The sequence below is a fragment of the Mucilaginibacter sp. 22184 genome, from assembly GCF_052045695.1.
Lineage (GTDB): Bacteria > Bacteroidota > Bacteroidia > Sphingobacteriales > Sphingobacteriaceae > Mucilaginibacter.
The window spans coordinates 277,061-296,690 of sequence record NZ_JBQEPI010000006.1 but is presented as its reverse complement, the minus strand read 5'-3'; the positions used below and the strand labels follow the sequence as shown (position 1 = coordinate 296,690).

At 42.2% G+C, this 19,630-nt stretch carries 11 protein-coding genes; 4 read left to right on the top strand and 7 right to left on the bottom strand.

The window, feature by feature from the left end; all coding sequences use genetic code 11:
* Positions 1 to 17: 17 nt before the first annotated feature.
* Positions 18 to 1,319: a DUF5690 family protein gene (locus ACTJKG_RS15245; protein ID WP_440739712.1), complete on the top strand. Its 1,302-nt coding sequence runs from the start codon at positions 18 to 20 to the stop codon at positions 1,317 to 1,319.
* Positions 1,320 to 1,432: 113 nt separating this feature from the next.
* Here the strand turns inward: ACTJKG_RS15245 and ACTJKG_RS15240 are convergent, their stop codons facing one another.
* From ACTJKG_RS15240 to ACTJKG_RS15215, 6 genes are all read right to left on the bottom strand, one after another.
* Entirely contained in the window at positions 1,433 to 3,799 is a 2,367-nt protein-coding gene (locus ACTJKG_RS15240; protein WP_440739711.1) for a right-handed parallel beta-helix repeat-containing protein, read from the bottom strand.
* Between the two features lie 78 nt (positions 3,800 to 3,877).
* Complete coding sequence (locus ACTJKG_RS15235; protein WP_440739710.1) at positions 3,878 to 5,329, bottom strand: RagB/SusD family nutrient uptake outer membrane protein; 1,452 nt, start codon at positions 5,327 to 5,329, stop codon at positions 3,878 to 3,880.
* Between the two features lie 12 nt (positions 5,330 to 5,341).
* Positions 5,342 to 8,662 carry a TonB-dependent receptor gene (locus ACTJKG_RS15230; RefSeq protein ID WP_440739709.1) on the bottom strand — a complete coding sequence of 1,107 codons (3,321 nt, stop codon included), beginning with the start codon at positions 8,660 to 8,662 and terminating at the stop codon, positions 5,342 to 5,344.
* A 270-nt stretch (positions 8,663 to 8,932) separates the two neighbouring features.
* Positions 8,933 to 10,066, bottom strand: coding sequence for a FecR family protein (locus ACTJKG_RS15225; RefSeq protein WP_440739708.1), 1,134 nt, complete (start codon positions 10,064 to 10,066; stop codon positions 8,933 to 8,935).
* Between the two features lie 68 nt (positions 10,067 to 10,134).
* Positions 10,135 to 10,707, bottom strand: coding sequence for an RNA polymerase sigma-70 factor (locus ACTJKG_RS15220; protein WP_172337364.1), 573 nt, complete (start codon positions 10,705 to 10,707; stop codon positions 10,135 to 10,137).
* Positions 10,708 to 11,029: 322 nt separating this feature from the next.
* Positions 11,030 to 11,638 (bottom strand): RNA polymerase sigma factor, encoded by a 609-nt coding sequence (locus tag ACTJKG_RS15215; RefSeq protein ID WP_172337363.1) that lies wholly within the window; start codon positions 11,636 to 11,638, stop codon positions 11,030 to 11,032.
* Between the two features lie 169 nt (positions 11,639 to 11,807).
* On the opposite strand from ACTJKG_RS15215, the gene ACTJKG_RS15210 reads away from it, so the two are divergent.
* From ACTJKG_RS15210 to ACTJKG_RS15200, 3 genes are all read left to right on the top strand, one after another.
* The gene (locus tag ACTJKG_RS15210; RefSeq protein WP_440739707.1) at positions 11,808 to 12,965 is read left to right on the top strand and encodes a FecR family protein; all 1,158 of its coding nucleotides are present in this window, start codon (positions 11,808 to 11,810) and stop codon (positions 12,963 to 12,965) included.
* 310 nt (positions 12,966 to 13,275) lie between these two features.
* Positions 13,276 to 16,647 (top strand): TonB-dependent receptor, encoded by a 3,372-nt coding sequence (locus ACTJKG_RS15205; RefSeq protein ID WP_440739706.1) that lies wholly within the window; start codon positions 13,276 to 13,278, stop codon positions 16,645 to 16,647.
* A gap of 10 nt (positions 16,648 to 16,657) precedes the next feature.
* Positions 16,658 to 18,526, top strand: a complete 1,869-nt coding sequence (locus ACTJKG_RS15200; RefSeq protein ID WP_440739705.1) for a RagB/SusD family nutrient uptake outer membrane protein — start codon at positions 16,658 to 16,660, stop codon at positions 18,524 to 18,526.
* A gap of 138 nt (positions 18,527 to 18,664) precedes the next feature.
* On the opposite strand, the gene ACTJKG_RS15195 is transcribed toward ACTJKG_RS15200, so the two are convergent.
* Entirely contained in the window at positions 18,665 to 19,624 is a 960-nt protein-coding gene (locus ACTJKG_RS15195; protein ID WP_216650670.1) for a glycoside hydrolase family 26 protein, read from the bottom strand.
* Positions 19,625 to 19,630 lie beyond the last annotated feature (6 nt).

Sequence of the window (19,630 nt, the reverse complement as noted above, 5' to 3'; positions counted from 1 at the left end):
CAGTTCATCGCCATCATATGAAGCAAATAAATAAGTTGCTTGTTCAATCAAAAGTTTTCTTCATATGCTGGTGCATGCTGGCGGCTTTTGGTACCTATTTCTGTATGTACGCCTTCCGAAAGCCATTCACCAGTGGTACCTATGCAGGTCTGGCGCTTTGGGGGATGGACTATAAGGCTATCCTTATCATTGCCCAGGTGCTGGGCTATATGGTGTCAAAATTCATTGGCATAAAGGTTATTTCAGAACTAAAGGCATCGGGTAGGGTAAAGCTCATTATTTCGCTCATTCTTTTTGCCGAAGTTTCACTTTTATTATTTGGCCTTGTACCACGCCCGTACAATTTTTTCTTTTTATTTCTGAATGGTTTGCCCCTGGGTATGGTTTGGGGTATTGTTTTTAGTTACCTGGAAGGCAGGCGTTTTACCGAAATGCTGGCCATGGGATTGAGTATCAGTTTGATTGTATCGTCGGGGATATTGAAAACCGTTTATTTCATAGTTCATGAATGGTTTCCGATGATCTCGGAGTTTTGGATGCCGGGGGTTATTGGCCTGTTTTTTTTGCCGCTGTTTCTCACCTTTGTCTGGATGCTTTCTGTAATACCAGAACCAACGGAAACTGATAAATTACTACGGGTAGAACGGGTAGCCATGACCCCGGCCGACAGGCAAATTGCTTTAAAGGAGTATGGTTTTGGTATATTCTTAATTGGGTTAATTTATACCATATTGGCCACCATGCGCGACTTTAGGGATAACTTTTCGGTAGAAATATGGAATGAAATATCCCCCAACTGGAATAAGTCGGTTTTTTCCATAACTGAGGCTATCTCCGGGATTATAGTGTTAGCAGCTATTGCATGCCTTTCGCTTATCCGTAATAATATTAAAGGTTTTTGGGGTACACAATATTTAATTGGTCTTGGTTTATTAATGAGCGGCGGCAGTACCCTGCTTTTTCATCTGCATATATTAAGTCCGTTGTGGTGGATGTTGCTGGTAGGCATGGGGATGTTTCTGGCCTATACACCCATACAGGTGGTTTTATTTGACCGCATGATAGCCTTATTTAAAATAAAGGCCAATGCCGGTTTCTTTGTTTATATCTGTGATTCTTTTGGTTATTTAGGTAGCGTTGGCCTGCTGCTTTACAAAGAGTTTTTTATGAAAAATTTAAGTTGGGCCAATATGTTGATGCAATTTAGTTACCTGCTTGCCATTATTTGTTTGCTGTTATTGGTACTTACCGCTGTTTTTTTTAACCGCAAAATAGGGAGCAAGGGGCATTTTACAGAAACGCTGAACAGGAATGTTTAATCAGGAATGATCATGATAACACAATTTTTATGGATATAAAAAAGGAAACATTACCTAATGAATGTTTCCTGTACTGACCTTACAACTTGACAATTGAAAATTTAACGGTTTATTTATTTGTTGAAGTTAACATGAATAGTTTTGGGCACCTGGTTATGCATTATAATAAGTTCGGCTTTTCCCATCCATTTGATTTTCTGATATATCCTGAGTAATTCTTCTACAGAATTAACACTGTCTTCATTGATCTTAATTACTACATCGCCTTTTTCTAAACCGTTTTTTGCTGCAAGTGATGACGGTGGGATATCCGTAAGCAACGCACCATTATCATCATGCAAACCGGCAGCTGATCTTTCTCCCAGGCTCTCAATGTTTTTGAAACGCGCACCCAGCCATTCCACCTGGTTTTGTTTACCCTGGTTTGTGGAAGTAACCAAAGGATTGATCGCAGGTTTTTGGGCCAACTTTTTTAAAACTATGGAAGTTACCCCGAAATGCATATCAAAATCTTTAAAACCTGATTTTAAAGCCGGAGAGCCAGGTTTTAAATGATAATCTCCGCCTTTCGCGTCGATAAACTGGGCATCACCATAATTACTGTTTTTATCTAAACCTAAGCTCTGGGCTGCTGCCAGGGCATCTTTTGTCAGGAAATAATTATGATCGATGTTTTTACCCCAGTTATTCATCAGGATAGGGGCATATGGCAGGCTCACGATGTTATGTTCAAATATGTCATTACTGTTTTTTAACCACACATGCGGATGAAAGGTATTATTGATGATGATGTTATTGGTAACGGTACGGCTGTAACCTTCGCGTAGTTTTAAACCACCGCTCAAACAAACATTGTTATATATTAAGTAATTGCTGCTGCCGTCGTCCAGGTCAATGTCCCAGCCATGATCGCACTGAAAACGGTTATTACGGATGGTGATGGGATCAATCACATCCAAAAACTGAATACCTGGCCTGGCCGCCACTATGCTATCGATCACGTTACGCTCAGGCAACCAGTACCTGTCTCTGCCCCAGGAATTATAAGCCCCGTTATCGCCGGTTTCCAGTACGGTATTGAACACATCATTAAACTCAATAATATGCCCGCCCCATGTACCTTCGCTCATATTGAGCCCGGCCCTTGGCGTATGGTAAATGGTATTATGACTTATTGTGATATGCGACGACATAGAGACCTGCACACCAGCCACCTGTTTTTCTATAGTACCAATGTGATGTATCAAATTACCTGTGGCTACACAGTATTGAGGGTAATCCGAATTTTTAGGACCCGGTTGGTAGTCCATTTTATCCCAGGGAACAAAAGTTTCATAACTAAAAGCAGGTGATCGTGCTGCATTAGGACTACCAACAAAAGCAATAGCATTACCACCAATAGTATGTATATAGTTTTCGCGGATGGTATCGTTCTTACTATAATTACTTACAAACACCGCGTTACCGCCCAATTCATAAAAGCTACAATTGCTGATGGTTATATGCTCCGTTCTGTCAAGCAGGATCGCTCCGCCGCGGTACATTCTCCAGTCGCTGCGGAGTAAAGGTTCTTTGGCCAGCATAAATGATCGTGCTGTTTGCGTAAAGTTAATGCCTTTAATCGTGATGTTACTTAGCGGCTTCTCTTTACTACCGCTGATATGGATCAGATCGGTTAAGCCGCTCATGGTAAATACAGCTTTTTTTAGATCAGTTACTGTGGGTGGGTATAGATAAAGTGTTTGGGTTGTTTTATTGTAGAACCATTCGCCAGGGGCATCCAGTTCCTCAAAAATATTCTCTACAAACCGGTATTGTTTGTTCATGGCAGAAGGGCGGTTATTTTGCCAGCCACCTTCGTAAGTCAATATACCTTTATCGTCTTTCCCGGTGATCAGATAATCAAAACTACCCCATTCGCCCGAGTGCAGTGCATGAATGTAGCCTCCGGCTGGAGCCTGCCAGGTTTTTACCCTGCTTTCACTTATCGCATCTTTAGCCGTTCCATTATAAACCCGTACTGTAGAATCAAAATTAGGGTAACGGGCCATTGGAAGGCTTTTGCCATTGATGAATAACTGATCGGGAGCAAAGTCGATAGCCACTTTTGCTTTAATAATATTTTCTTTGTAAGGCTGCCATACCGGGTTTACTTTAGCTGAGCCCGTAATGGTCGCTTTTTCTTTTGGATATGAAGTGATAGTCAGGGAGCGTTCTTTAAAATTACCCTGGTTGAGCTCCATTGTTTTTTGCTGAGGATAGACTCCTCCCCGTAGTATGACAACTACATTGTTGTTAACATATCCGCTTGCTTTTGACAATGCTGTTGCCAGGTGTTGAACTGGGTATTTAAAAGTACCGTCGTTCTCATCGCTCCCGCTATTGGAAACATAAATTTTATTCTGCCCAAAGCAAGGCTGCATAAATATACCTGCCGTGATAAATGAGATAGTCAGGATAGTTGATTTTAAAAACTGCATTAGCATGGAATATTAAAGAGAATAAAATTAATTGTACTTCCAGCGCGATAATGTTCGCCCAGAAGTACAATTTAACGATTAATAAAGTGGATTTTGAGGGATATTGTTAGCCGTGATCTCAATATCAGGAATAAGCCATGTTTGATTGTATGGGCCTATGGGGTTAATGAGCTGGCTTCCTCTTTGGGCCTGAATAAGCTGGAAGGTGTTGGTTCGTTTCATATCAAACCAGGTATTTCCTTCTAAAGCAAACTCCCATTTTCTTTCTTTTAAAACGGCCTGTCTGAAACCATCCTGTGTGAGACCGGCCAGATCAGGAACGTTTGTGGGGTCCGACTTATCTACCCGGGCACGCCTGCGAATGGTATTGATATATGGATAGGCATTGGCTGGCCCGTTGATCTCGTTCTCAGCTTCTGCTGCTATTAGGTACATATCGGCATAACGGATATAAATAAAATTCCAGGGATTAATTACTGTAGAGGAAGTAGCACCTTTTGAAACCCCTGTAGTATCAAAGTATTTCTGAAAAAAGGGTGCCAATACACCGCCTTTTACTTTAGGATCGGGATATTGATCCAGTATGCCCCATATCCGTCTGCGGTCGCCTTTCGGGAAACTGCTGATAAAGCTGGGAGCAGGCACCAGTAAAGGCCTGTAAGTATCGGCTGTGCCGGTTGATCCCTGTAAAGGGTTACCGCCCTTTGAAATCACATATGACTGCTCCCAGATAGTTTCTGTTGTATAACTGGTATGATGAAAAACATTGGCATAATCATCTACAAGAGTAAACAATCCCGAGTTGATCACTTTTAAAGCTTCATCTTTTGCGTTTTGGTAGTAGGCTGTCTGTTTCATAGGATTGCCAGCCATAGTGAGGTAAACTTTTGCCAAAAGCGCCGAAGCTACCGATTTGTACACCCTGCCTGCTGTGGCTGCCTTGTCGGGCAAATTTTGCTCGGCATAGGTCAGGTCGCTCAGTATCAGTTTGTATATATCTGCCTGTGGTGTGCGGGGTAGCTGTAAACTGGCGGGATTATTATCAACAATAACTTTTGTTGGCATTGGGATGTCGCCGTAAAGTTGTACCAGGTAAAAGTAGGCGTAGCCCCTCATAAATTGGGCTTCGGCGCTTAGCTTGTTTTTAGTTGCCGCGTCAAGCGGCGAGGTTGGCAGGGCGCCTAAAACAAAGTTGGCATCTTTAATAAGGCGGTAGCCACTTCGCCAACAGCCCTGGGTGTTGTAATAATATGGCTGAGGGGCATTTTGGTACATGGGTAAACCTTGCTCAACCGACGGGGCAGGTGCCCCGTAAATATCTGTAGGCATTTCCTGCATACTGCCATCATACAGCGGTATGTCGCCATATAAACCTATAATTGCTAATTGGTAACTGGCCGGATCGGAAAAAAATGTACCGGGGGTAATAGATGTTTGAGGATGTTCTTCCAGCGTTTTTTTGCATCCGCTTATGACTATGGTCATCCCAATAGCCATGCTTAAAAACAATTTTTTATATGATCTTTTCATGATTTGTTCAATTTAAAATTTCACCCTAACGCCTGCTGTGATTGATTTTGTTGATGGGTAATTACCGCGGTCCCACCCGTTTACTGTTGACGATGCCCAGGATACTTCCGGATCATAACCGGTGTATTTGGTGATGGTAAAGTAATTTTGCGCGCTTATGTAAATATTGATTGACGATATCTTAATACGACTAAGCTGCGCGGCATTAAAAGTATAGCCCAGTGTAACATCCTTTATCTTGAGGTAATTACCGTTTTCTTCCCATAAACTATTGGCATAATCACGTGTATACTGCATGCTGTTTGCCGATGGTTTGTCACCTGCATTGCTGGTGCCCGGCCCTTTCCAGCGTGCATCATAAGCTTCCTGGGTTGGTGTCCATTGTCCGTTAAGGGTAAGGCTGTACTTCCTGAGTTCATTTACCAGCGTAGCACCGTATGAACCGGTAATTAAAACACTTAGGTCCCAATGCTTATAGGTAAACGTATTGTTAAAGCCAGCGGTGAATTTAGGCTGCAGGGTTGTTAATACATGTTTGTCATCGTCATTTACTACTCCATCATGGTTATAGTCCAGGAATTTGTAATCACCGGCATGTTTGGTGGGTTCGCCATTGGCCTTTGCTTCTGCATCTGTCTGATAAACACCTGTTACCTGCTGCCCAAAAAAGGAGTTCATAGGTTGTCCAACAATCATCGGAAACCAGTTACCTCCTGTACCGATGTATTGGTAAGGTATTGGCTTCCCATCAGCCCCGATCCCGAGGCTTAATAACTTATTTTGATTATGGGTATAAGTTAAGGTAGAAGACCAGGTAAAGTCGCTGCCAACAATGTTCCGGGAGTTTATTGAGAACTCATAGCCTTTGTTTGAAGCTTTACCTACGTTTTGCAGCTGGGTACCAAAACCGGTTGATGACGGGAGGTTTACGTATAATAATAAATTGCTTGTTTTTTTATTGTAATAGTCGGCGGTAAGGCTTACCCTGTTTTTGATAATACCCACATCAATACCCAGGTCAAGCTCTTTGGTGGTTTCCCATTTCAGGTTATTGTTGGATACGGACGAATAATAATATCCGGTAGTGTTTGAATTATTCAGGATAGTGTTTATACTGGATACCGAAGCCAAAGTTTGGTATGGATTGATCGCCTGGTTTCCGGAGGTACCATAGCTGGCCCTCAGTTTAAGGTTACTCAGGGTTGGGTTCTCTTTCAGGAAATCTTCTTCGGATACTGTCCAGGCCAATGCTCCCGATGGGAAGAAAGCGTATTTATTGTTGGATCCAAATACCGAGCTGCCGTCTCTGCGGGCTGTGAAGGTAGCGTAATATTTACCGGCATAATTGTAATTCAATCTGCCCAGATACGAAATGAGCGTGTTACTTGAATTGCCTGTACTTGGATTGGCGAGTGTGGTAGCCGATTGCAAACTATTATCCACATACACCGTACTCACAAAACCCGAAGCGGTACCGCTATTCAAATAACGGCTATGGTTCTGCTGAAAAGTAAACCCGGCTAGCGCGTTCAGGTTATGTTTCCCCCAGTTATGGGTATAGGTAGCGGTGTTCTCGTTCACAAACGAATTGGAGTTTGAATAGTTCTGTGAAGCATTACCAGCAGGCTGACCAAAAGTAATTGATGGCGGATTGTAATTATCCTGGTGAACGTCCGCATTGTCAATACTCACACTTGACCGTAGTTTCAGTCCCGGAATTACCTCATAGGTCAAGGCGGCAGTTCCCAGTATCCGTAAGGTGCTAGATGGGTTATACTGTTCTTTAGCCATGCCTACGGGATTGGTTTGCCCGTAATTTAAACCTGTAAATACGGTGTAAGTACCATCAGGCTTATAAACCCCCTCTGTTGGCGGCATTACAAAGGTTTGAAATGGGACACCGCCATAATCGGCATTTTGGTAGTTATTTTTCCTATACGTGTCTTTGGTAAGAGCCAAACTGATGTTGAAATTTAATTGTTTATTAAGCTTCTGGTCGAGGTTAATTCTACCGGAAAGCCTGCGGTAACTGGAGTTGGTAATAATGCCCTCCTGGTTAAAATAGCCAAAGGAAGTATAATACCGGGTATTTTCGGTGTTGCCGCCCACAGATATGGTATGATTTTGCGTGGGCGCGGTATTGTAGACCAAATCCTGCCAATCGGTGCCTTTACCCAGACCTTTAATTTGATCTTGTGTCCATGGTAGTGGTTTTGCCGGTTTATTTAACCCTGAGGCATTGTCGTTTGCTATAACTTCATTTTGTAACTGGGCATATTCCGATGCATCAATCAGCTTTAATTTATGTCTCAGATCAGCTACTCCATAATAGCCGTCATAACTTACCTGTGGTTTTCCGGATGTCTTAGAAGTGCCTTTTTTGGTAGTGATCATGATAACGCCATTTGCGCCTCTGGAGCCATATATCGCGGTGGAGGAAGCATCTTTCAATACATCAATAGAGGCAATATCATCTACGTTCAGTTGGGCGCTGATCCCCTGGGTGATCTGCCCGTCAATCACGTACAATGGGTCATTGCCACCGTTAATGGAATTGGTACCCCTTATGGCAATTTTCATACCCTCGCCAGGTTGCCCGGAGGCCTGGTTTACCTGTACACCGGCCATCTGCCCTTGTAAGGTTTGTGCAACATTGGATATGCCTTTTACCTGTGTTACCTTGGCCGATGAAATGGTTGAAACTGACCCGGTAAGGTCGCTTTGCTTTACAGAGCCATAGCCCAATACAACTACCTCGTTCAGTTTTGATTGATCAAGCTGCATGTGAACGTTCATTGGTCGGTCTTGCAAAACAGGTACTTCCTGTGTCGCATAGCCTATAAATGAAAAAATAAGTACTGCATTAGCATTGGGTACATCTATATTGAATTTTCCGTCCTTATCTGCAATTACAACAGTTTGCGCGCCTTTCAGCCGTATGGTAACACCAGGCAGAGTATTGTTTTTTTCGTCAAAAACCTGACCGGTTATTTTTATAACGACTTGTTGTGCATCAGCTGTTTTCGATGGTTGAACAGTTACGGGAAGTTCTTTAATAAAAATAGTGTTATTCACTATTTCATAGCTTAAATGCAGGCTTTTTAAACAGGTTGTCAAGGCCACATCAAGGGAAGCGTCTTTAATATTTACGGTAATGTTTTTATTACGGATAACTTTAGATTCATAAAAAAACACATAACCAGTTTGATCATTAATGACTTTCAATACCTTTTTTAAAGGAGCATTGCTTTCATTAAGACTAATCTTTTGACCAAAAACCGCAGCACTGCATTGCAGTATTGCCAGTAAAATCATGAGGGTAGTCAATTTCATAATCAGTATTATTTTTTTGGGGAGCCACCGATTTTCAGTGGACACAAAAAGAGACTTTAATTTCATACTTTTGAAAAGTTTGAGTTAATGGATGATTGCTGAATAAGATCATTTTTCTGTAAAGGAGGTTAACTCAGATATGCGTATCCCGATTGCAGTCGGGGTACGTTTCTGGTTTTAATTAACCGCCGGCGATTTGCCTAAGGGACTGTTTTTTGTACTTTTTTTCTCATATATGTTGTTTAAAATGAATAACTGGTGTGTTAATAATTAAGGCATAATAATAATTGTTCTGCCCTCTATCCGGTAATGGATCTGCTCAATACTTAAAATGTGCATCAGCTGTGAGGCATTGATGTTTTTATTCATTTGCCCCGAAAATTCCCTTGTGGGAATTTGCCCTTCGTATTTTACAACTACATCGTACCAGCGCGAAAGCTGCCGCATTACCGTTTGAATATCATCATCCTTAAAATAAAAGAATCCCTTTTTCCAGGCTATGGCTTCTTCTATGTCGGCCTGTGCTATTGCCAGGTGACCATCTTTAAATTGAACCTGCTGGCCTGGCCTTATTTTGCTGGTCATTTCACCTGCTGATACTTTAACACTGCCTTCCAGTAATGTGGTCCTGGTCATTTTTTCATCAGGATAGGCATTCACATTAAAATGGGTGCCCAAAACCTCCACTGTTTGCCCATTTGATATTACCAGGAATGGTTTATGCTGATCATGGGCTACTTCAAAGTAAGCTTCGCCCGAAAGCTCTATTTCACGTTTTATACCGCTGAATGTTACCGGGTATTTTAATGTCGATGCGGCGTTGAGCCAAACTTTGGTGCCATCACCTAAAACAAGTTGGTATTGCCCCCCTTTGGGTGTAATAACGGTGTTAAATACATTGGCCCCGGGAGTTGCATTGTGGCTGGATTCATCATAGGTAATGCGGCCATCTGCGTTTTTATGAATAACTACACCTTTCTCATTAGCCAAAGCCCCGTTTTTGGTATCATTTAGGTTGATGGTGCTGCCGTTTGATAAAATTAGCGTGGCCCTGTTACCGCCGGGAGGTATATTTGTATTACCCTTTTTAACCGCATAGGATGGCTGACCCTGATGGGGCGTGCGGTATTTTATAAATAACACACTGGCACATAATATCAAAATGGCAAGTGCTGCGATACTGATCAACCTGCCGAAATTAATTTTCCTTGTGCCCGATACGTCAGACAGAACGCGCCGGAGAATTTCACCGCGATTTTTTTCCAGCTCCTGATCGTCAATTTTAGGAGTAGCAGCGTTTTGGGTATAAGCTGCATACCAGCTTTCTACCAAAGCTTTTTCTTCTTCGGATACCTCACCGTTACGGTATCGGTTCAACAGATCTGTCGCGTCTTTTTTTGACATAATTGGTTAAGGAGTGAGAGCCCTTATTACGCTATATGCACTTCAGGAAGGTGTAGGGAGTAGATGAATTATAAAAAAAGAAAAAAAAATTTACTTCCCAGTTTTAATCTTAAAATTTTCAATGAGTTATTAACCTGTTTTCTAACGGTCAACACGCTGAGATTAAGCTGATCAGCGATTTCCTGGTGCGAAAGATGGTTGTTTCTGCTCATCTGAAATATGAGCCTCATTTGTGCCGGAAGCTTCGTTATTTCTGCTTCAACAATGGCAATAAGTTGTTTTATGCGAATAGCCTCATCTGCTTCGGGTTGACTATTACTATCCAGGTAATTTTGAAATGACGCGATATAATCTTTTTTAATTTTCAAATGCCTGAAGTTGTTCAACACCTTATTTCGTACAGATGTATACAGGTAAGCAGCAAGATTATCTTCTGGGTTTATACTGTCGCGGTTGTTCCATAAATATACAAAGACCTCCTGGAGCACATCCTTTACCGCTTCGGAATCGGGCAAGCTTTTATAGGCATGGTGGTAAAGCACGCCATAAAACCGGTGATAAATTTCTGTAAAGGCCATTTCATCACTATCCTTTAACAGATAGGCCAATTCTTTATCCGAATAAGCGTGATGATTAGACATACAATATTTTTAAACAATCAGGGTATATAGCCGGCTATTTGTTGCCGGGTACATGTTTAGTATTAATAAGGGTGTAGCAATAAAAAGTATATAATGGTTTATAAAGTTGGTAAATGTTTACCAATTAAAATTTTGCGAATTTGTCATAAGACTAAGCGAAATTGGCAGTAATCTAAAAAGGGAGCATTTTCATAATCCTTTTTTGCTAAATCCCGGATAGCTGATTCAATGGTCGCACCAATGGTTGAATCGAGTGGCCTTGGGGCGAGACGCTATAACTACACGTCAGGATACAACCTTTGTATTACTTAATCTCAATGAACTATAACGGGAATTTCGAATGTAGAACGAACAGTTTTGCAAGGAGCAACACGGTCGGATAGTGTTTAAAATATGGCTTTAGGAATCGCAATGCCAATGAGATTTGATTTTCGACAGCTCTTTTCGAAATGGATAGTTTATCTGCAATTTCTGTATTCGTCAGGTTATTCACCCTGCTCAACAAAAATATTTCCCTGCATCGCGCAGGCAGCCTGTCCAGCAATTTCTCCAAGTCGCTGCTTAATTCGATTGTCTGGATATTGCTTTCAGCATGATTATATACTACACTCAAATCATCCAATTTTTGATAATCCTGAACATAGGTTAGGGGAGAAGCATGATTCGCTTTGATGAAATTGTACACCCGGTAGCGGGCAGCAGAAGTCAGATAATTTTTGAAAGTGATAATGTTCAGCGCTTCTCTCTTTTCCCAGATGTTAACAAAAATATCGTTGACGATAGCCATACAGGCATCGGTATCATGCAGGTAAGAAAAAGTTTTTTTATAGATTAATGCCCAATACCGTGCATACAACAAGTTAAACGCTTTTTTGTCATTGCGCTTAACTGCTTCAAATAATTCTTCGTCTGTTGGTAAGGGGTGGTTCATTTTAGTTGGTCTTAAATGTACACTTCAACCTCGCAATTTAATAACAAACTTTAATTGTGGACGGTTTCTGGGGATGCCATTCAAGGTATGTGTAAAAAAATCTAAAAAAAGTAAAAAAGTATGTGAGTTCTTCCTGAAATAGTTGTCTATAAGAGTAACCGTTATAACCATGTCTTACGAAGAATTTAAAAAATTATACGAGCGATGCACGTCTGGCAATTGTACGCCGGAAGAGCAAAAAATGTTTGAAGAATACAGGGATAGCTTCGACCTGTCTGATATTCCCTGGCTACCAGAATTTGGAAGTAAGGAAAAAATAGAAAAACGGCTTAAAGAAGATCTGCATACCAGAATCTCTACAAACCAAGTCAGAAAGCTTAGGTTGGTCTATTTGTCTGCGGCAGCGGCAATTCTGGTTCTTGTGCTCAGCGGGCTATTTATTAGCAAAAAATATTTCGGAGCAAAAAATACTATGCCTTATGAATTGGCCAGTAATAAAAGCACCGTTAAGCCGGGCGACAATAAGGCGATCCTAATACTCGCAGACGGTAGGCAAATAGCGCTTGACAGGTCAAAGAAAGGGGAATTGTTTACACAAAACAACGTTACCGCTGAAAATTATGCTGATAGCACGCTATTTTATAAAAAAAATACATCCGGATCTTTTCACTCATCCCTGCTTTATAATGTCATGTCAACGCCTCGGGGAGGAAAATATCAACTGGTCATGTCTGATGGAACGAAAGTTTGGTTGAATGCGGCCAGTACAATTAGATTCCCTGTTGATTTTGCGAAAACCGAAAGAGTTGTGGAATTGTCAGGGGAGGCCTATTTTGAAGTGGTCCATGATGCGGGCAGACCGTTTAAAGTGCTCAGCGCCGGGCAGGTGGTACAGGTATTAGGAACGCATTTCAACGTCAACGCTTACCAGGAGGAGGGGGTAATTAAAACTACCCTGCTGGAAGGCCGTGTTGAAGTCTATGGAAAGAATCGGCCGGCCTTATCGAGTGGTGGCGCGCTTGCTATCGAACCGAATGAACAAGCCATTTTCGGGAATGGTCAAATTGCTAAAGTGACCGTTGCGGCAGAAGATTATACCGCCTGGAAAAAGGGGGTGATCTTATTCAGGAATGCTGATATCCAAGATGTAATGCGTAAAATTTCCAGGTGGTATGATATTGATGTGGTTTATCAGGGGCCGATAGGTAAAGATACCTATAGTGGAGAAATACCCAGGAACGCATCATTTTCTGACGTGATCAAAATTCTCACACTTGATGATATCCATATAAAAGTGAGCGGTCGAAAACTGATCGTTTCATCATAGCCGCTTTTGATTTGCTGATTGTAACCTCAGAATCAATAACCAATTATAAACCACAAAACCTCATTTATTATGAAGAAAGAAAAATACTAGAAAAACTCCCACAAGAATCTCCCTGAACAAAAATGCCGGTAGTGCGCTAACACAACCGGCTAAGTCCGCTTGCGCGGAAGTTTCTGGCTTTGAGATTTATAGAAAACCTACTCAGTTTACTTTTTAACCCAACCAAAAACCTAACGAAGCTATGAAAATTTATCTACGTAGTTTAAAAAACTGCGAGTTTCTGTTTTTATGTCGAAGAACATTTTTACTGATGAAGCTAATTATTTTGTTAACGATTGCTTTTACTTTTCAGGTTAAAGCAGACGTATTCGCCCAAAAGATCACCTTGTCAGAAAGTGGGGTATCACTCGAGAAAATATTGAAGGAAATCAATAAGCAAAGCGGCTACACTTTCTTTTATAAGAACAAGTTGTTGCAAAGCTGTCCACCGGTATCCATTCACGTTAAAGATGCCGATATCAGGGATGTGCTTGATCTATGTTTAAAAGGACTGGCGCTATCCTATAACTTTGCTGAAAAGACGGTGGTTATTAAAAGTAACGATAACGCCAGAGGAGGGCAGGACCTCAGTGAAAAACGACCCGTAGCGGCCAATATAGATGTTAAGGGAACTGTAGTGGATGAAACAGGCAAGCCCCTGCCAGGTGCATCTGTGAAGATCAAGGGATCCGAACAGGGCATGACCACAAATGATCTAGGGGAATTTGCCTTCAAGAACATTCCAGGTAATAGCACCCTGGTCATATCCTTTATAGGGTATGCAACCAGGGAGGTTCAGGTTACAAAAGATCTTGGGGTTATTGCGCTTAGTCCCGGAACGGGGCTACAGGAAATTGTTGTTGTAGGGTATGGAACACAGCGAAAAGAACGCGTTACAGGCGCGATAGCAGCCATAGGCACCAAAGAACTTCAGCAAAGTCCGGTTGCTAACTTAAGTAATGCACTGGCTGGCCGTTTACCTGGATTATTAGCGGTTCAAAATAGCGGCGAGCCCGGAGCAGATGGGTCGAATTTGAATATAAGGGGCTTTGGCACCACCAATAATTCAGCACCGCTGATCCTGGTAGACGGTATTCAAAGAGATTTCAGCGGGCTGGATCCTAACGAGGTGGAAAATGTAAGTATTTTAAAAGACGCCGCATCAACTGCTATATATGGTATCCAAGGCGCCAACGGGGTGATCCTGGTTACTACAAAAAGGGGTAAAATAGGTACATCACGCATAACTGCAACCGCGCAAAATGGCTGGCAATCACCAACCTCCCTACCTCAATATGTTGATTCTTATACCGGGCGAAAGCTTTATAAAGAAGGCTTGATCAATGACGGTCTTTTCGCAGACACGAGTACTTATTCCGACGTACGGTTGAATAAATATAGGGATGGTACCTATCCGGCATATCAATATCTGTATCCCAATGTTAACTGGACAAAAACGATGCTGAAGCCCTTTTCTTACTTAAGACAGGGAAATCTGAATGTCTCGGGAGGCACTGAAAAGGCAAGGTATTTTATCTCCTTATCTTACCTTCAGCAAAATGGCTTGTATAATTACGAAGAAGCAGTAAGCAAGTATGATATACAAGCGATAACCCACAAATACAACTTTCGTTCGAATATCGACCTAAACCTTACCAAAAATCTAACCCTTGAGCTTAACCTGGGAGCCATTGTTTATGACAGAAACTACCCTGGGGTAAGTGCATCGCAGATATTTAATGATATCAAGCAGACGCCGGCCTGGTACTATCCGATAACCAATCCCGACGGCTCACCCGGGGCTGCTCCAAATACTAACCAATCTCCTTACGTGGACTTGACCCAGTCTGGTTATCAAAGAAACTTTGAAACCGAACTGCAATCTACAGCTGGTTTTAAATGGGATTTAGGCTGGTTAACCAAAGGTTTGAGTACACGGGTACGGCTTTCTTTTGATAACGATAATTTCCGGAACGTTAACAGGCCGTTATCTAATATCACCTATCAATATTTGCTAAATCCCGGAGTTGCAGATACAGAGACAGATTTAGCAACAAACGGGCATTATGTAATAGTCAATAACGGCAAGGGAACCCTGGACTACCAGGTAAATGCCAATGGTTCGCGTCGCACTGTATTGGAAGCTTATCTTAATTATGATCGGGATTTTGGCAAACATTCGGTCAAAGCCATGGCCATCTATAATCAGTCGAGCTTTTTCGACGCTGTAGGCGGTGGAGTAGCTAATGCCATTAATGGTTTGCCCTATAAATACCAGGGTCTTTTAGGGCGAGCTGCCTATGCCTATGACGATCGCTATCTGGCGGAATTTAACTTTGGTTATAACGGCTCCGAAAACTTTGCTCAGGGTCATCGGTTTGGGTTCTTTCCTGCTTTTTCTGCGGGGTGGATAGTATCCAATGAACATTTTATAAAAGATAACTCATCCTTCGGCTTTGTTGATCAACTGAAATTACGGGGCTCCTATGGACTTGTTGGTAATGACAAGATCGGATCAAGCAGATTTCTTTATTTAAGCACCTGGGTACAGGGCAATGGTTATACTTTTGGCTTCAATAGTAATGGAAATACCTATAACGGCTATCTGGAGGGGCAGGCCGGGAACACACTACTGACCTGGGAAAAAGCTAAGAAAATAAACCTTGGACTTGATTTGAGTTTGTGGAAAGGAATGCTGACTGTTTCGGCAGATGTATTTAAAGAACGCCGCAATGATATATTGGCAACTTCACAGCTGATACCGGGATTCATCGGCTTACCGCAAATTCCGGCTGTCAACGCAGGAATAACTGACAATAGGGGTTATGAAATTTCGCTTACCCACCGAAACGAATTCGGTAAGAAACAAGGGTACAGTATAACGATTAATTATGCTTATGCTCGCAATAAGATTCTGTTCTATGCGCAGCCTGATTATCCTGGGCGTGAATGGCAGGCTCTGAAAGGCACAAGTATTAATGAAATTTACGGATATACCGCTATCGGGTTATTTAAAAGCCAGGACGATATAGATAAAAGCCCGTCCCAATCCAGTCTTGGTGTTACCAAGCCCGGTGATATCAAATACAAAGACCTTAACGGCGACGGTATCATTAACAGTCTTGATGCGGGCTATCTGCCTGGTAAAGTAGCAAATCCCACATCCCAATTTGGTGTGGCATTAGGTTATCATTATGCCAATTTTGATGTTAGCGTATTGTTTCAGGGAGGGCTTGGAGGCTCAACCCTGCTGTCTGGATCTGGTATATATCCATTCTCCAGATTTGCCAGCGCCCTTGAGCAGGTTGTAAATAACCACTGGGTAGTATCAAACCCGGATGGCAATTATATGTTCCCGAGAATTTCTTCGGCCGATAATGTGAACAATCAGCAAGCTTCCACTTTCTGGATCTATTCGTCCGATTATCTCCGTTTAAAAACGGTTGAGCTGGGTTATACCTTGCCTGCAAATTTGATGAAGCGTATAGGGATAGATAATGCGCGTGTTTTTGTGAACGGCATCAACCTCCTGACATGGAGTAAGCTCAAAGACTTCAATTTTGACCCTGAAATTAGTAATAATGGTACCGGTACCTATCCGCAGCAAAAGGTGATCAACGCCGGCCTGAAATTTACATTTTAAAGTATTTGACATGAAAAACAAGAAATTCATATACCTGATCGTCATAGCCTGCATTGGCCTGGCTTCCTGTAAAAAGTATCTTAATGTAGTACCTACAGAGCTGGTTACCCAAGATGCTGTTTTTAATAATATTCAAAATGCAGAAAGTGCCTGGGCGCATTTATATGCATCGTTAAACAGTGGCGATGTGCAGTTCATTCACGGCGGCGGTACTGTGTTGGGCGCCTGTACCGATGAATGTAAAAATCACTGGGAAAATGTGGCCGAACTGCCTTTTAATTCCGGTGCATGGAACGCGACCAATAACTCGCTTGATATCTGGAGCGGCGCTTACCAGTATATTCGCTCTGCAAATATTTTTCTGGCCAGCATTGATCAAACACCCATCCCGGATTCGCGCCGCGACTACTATAAACCCCGGATACCTCTTTACAAGGCGGAGGCCAGGTTCTTACGGGCCAATCAATACTTTGAGCTATTCAGAAGGTATGGCGCTGTGCCTTTGGTCAATAAAGTGTTGACTCCAACCGACCCGGCCGCTACTACAACGACACGGAATTCTGTGGACGAGGTAGTGAAATTTATCACGTCGGAGTGCGATGCGATAGCGGCAATTCTCCCCATATCTTATGCGAATGGTTCAAGTGATTATGGACGGATTACCAAGGGAGCGGCATTGGCGCTAAAAGCGCGTACTTTACTTTACGCTGCGAGTCCTTTATTTAATGGTAATTCAATGTATGCCAATATTAAAAATGCCGACGGTACCCAGTTATTTTCGCAAACCTACGATAACAATAAATGGTTGTTGGCAGCAAATGCCGCAAAAGCTGTCCTGGATCTGAATGCCTATTCCCTGTCTAATCCCAACCCGGCCAATCCCGTTGATAATTACGCACAGTTGTTTTTTAGCAGAAACTATAATGAAATCATACTGCCGCTGATCATAGGAGGTAACCGGGATTTTGAAGGTACTTATATGCCCAATGGAAGGGATGCGAACGCCGTTAACGGGAATGGTAAAATGAGTGTTTTTCAGGAACTTGTTGATGCTTATGAAATGAACAATGGACGGCCTATAACAGATCCTCAGTCTGGTTATCAAACTACCGGTTTTTGGAATGGTGAGTTGTGGGATGGCGTGCAAAACACAGCTGTTTCAAATATTTCGAACATGTATAAAAACAGGGATCCCCGATTTTATGCTACTATATTCTTTCAATATGACGTTTGGAATTATACCAATAACGCGAGACCGCTAAAATTTGCGTGGTTTGGAAATAATGGTGGCGGATGCGACGGATGGCCAAAACCAGGAACGAATTGTGAAACTGGTTATAACTGGAGGAAGTGGGCAGATCCGTCGGTTAATTTAAAAGGGGGCGGTAGCGCCAACCGTAATTTTCCGCTGATACGCCTGGCCGAAATGTATTTGATTTATGCTGAAGCGATGAATGAGTATCAACCGGCGCCAACCAGCGAGGTTTATAGTGCTATAAATAGTGTGAGGAGCCGCGTTTCTATGCCAGGTCTACCCATCATCGCCTCTGATAATACCAAAGAGGGTATGCGGAAAAGGATACAAAACGAGAAACGAGTGGAATTTGCTTTTGAGAACCAACGATTTTGGGATGTGCGTCGCTGGCTGATCGCCAAAACAGTTGATAACGGCAATATGCATGGTTTAAACGCCAGACCGACCCCCGCAGAACTAAGTTCTAGCGGTTTTGATTCCAATAGTGAAGCCGCAGGCGTAGCAGTATTTTACAAAACCGTTGTTGACCAAACAAGGGTTTTTGCAGACCGTCATTACCTAATGCCTATACCACAAACAGAGATTAATATTGATCCGGCATTGGTGCAGAACTATGGGTGGTAATCGGTATTGAATTTGGATATCTACAGCGATTGCCTTTAAACACAATCGCTGTAGATTGACAGCCCAACTGCTGGATTTTATAATGTTTAATGCTAAAACCAGGCAGAAATCATTAAACCTGATTAAGAACCTGCCACATTAAGGTATGTTGAAGTAGGGATCTTTTGCCATATTTCGGTAAGCATCCAATGATTTTTGCTTACTGTTGATTTGCCAATGCCGCTCTTTGTCTACATCAAACCAGACTACGGCTTTAATTGCCGGAAATTGATTTTTTAAAGTTGGGATGACTTCTGATATCCACTTAGCTTTGTCTCCGCCGACTTCGTCTGAGGCCATTTCGCCAATTATTACGGGTTTGCCGGTCGCCGTGATTTTTGCATAGATATCTTTAAAAACGTTATAGAAGGTTTCCCATTCATGATCTGAATCTGAAGTTCCCCAATTATAACCATCGGCTCCTACCCAATCAACATAAGTATCACCCGGATAGTATTGCATAGCAGTTGGTGCATCAGGTGAATCTACATTATTCGGGCACCATACCCAAACCACATTTGTAGCGCCGCGGCGGACGAAGATGTCATGAATGTGTCGGTAGGCTTTAATATAAAGATCTGGATTGTGGCCACCCCAACCTTCTTCCTCATTCATTTCGGCAGCAAAGTCAAGGAAAAAATGTTTGCCAAGTCTTTTAGCTTCATCGGCCTGCAGACTTATCTGACTGTCATATTTACCATTCACAATATCTGTAAACTTAATATCAAATGGCTCCCAATTAACCAGAGGTATGCGTCCGTCGGTAAAGTCCTGTGTGGTGGCTTCATCTTTGGCCCAATGATCTGTCCATCCATAATAAGAAAGATGAATTTGAGGATGCTTCCCGATCCTGGTATCTGTTTCATTTATTGTACCAGTGCCATAAAAATGTCCCAGTAATGCTCCTTTAGCCGGAACTAATGCAACCTTGACAAGTGAAGACGCTGTTGGTATTATTGAATCAGAGGAGGGAGATTGGGCTTCAGTTTTTTTGCAGGAGACGAAGGTTACCATGCATATGCCCAACGTAAATAATAGATAAGACTTTAATAAATTCATTTGCAA

What these genes read in the sequence shown, in the direction of transcription:
- ACTJKG_RS15210 (WP_440739707.1), top strand. Translation starts at nt 11,808, where the DNA reads ATGTCTTACGAAGAATTTAAAAAATTATACGAGCGATGCACGTCTGGC.
- ACTJKG_RS15205 (WP_440739706.1), top strand. Translation starts at nt 13,276, where the DNA reads ATGAAGCTAATTATTTTGTTAACGATTGCTTTTACTTTTCAGGTTAAA.
- ACTJKG_RS15230 (WP_440739709.1), bottom strand. Translation starts at nt 8,662, where the DNA reads ATGAAATTGACTACCCTCATGATTTTACTGGCAATACTGCAATGCAGT.
- ACTJKG_RS15215 (WP_172337363.1), bottom strand. Translation starts at nt 11,638, where the DNA reads ATGAACCACCCCTTACCAACAGACGAAGAATTATTTGAAGCAGTTAAG.
- ACTJKG_RS15225 (WP_440739708.1), bottom strand. Translation starts at nt 10,066, where the DNA reads ATGTCAAAAAAAGACGCGACAGATCTGTTGAACCGATACCGTAACGGT.
- ACTJKG_RS15195 (WP_216650670.1), bottom strand. Translation starts at nt 19,624, where the DNA reads ATGAATTTATTAAAGTCTTATCTATTATTTACGTTGGGCATATGCATG.
- ACTJKG_RS15240 (WP_440739711.1), bottom strand. Translation starts at nt 3,799, where the DNA reads ATGCAGTTTTTAAAATCAACTATCCTGACTATCTCATTTATCACGGCA.
- ACTJKG_RS15200 (WP_440739705.1), top strand. Translation starts at nt 16,658, where the DNA reads ATGAAAAACAAGAAATTCATATACCTGATCGTCATAGCCTGCATTGGC.
- ACTJKG_RS15245 (WP_440739712.1), top strand. Translation starts at nt 18, where the DNA reads ATGAAGCAAATAAATAAGTTGCTTGTTCAATCAAAAGTTTTCTTCATA.
- ACTJKG_RS15235 (WP_440739710.1), bottom strand. Translation starts at nt 5,329, where the DNA reads ATGAAAAGATCATATAAAAAATTGTTTTTAAGCATGGCTATTGGGATG.
- ACTJKG_RS15220 (WP_172337364.1), bottom strand. Translation starts at nt 10,707, where the DNA reads ATGTCTAATCATCACGCTTATTCGGATAAAGAATTGGCCTATCTGTTA.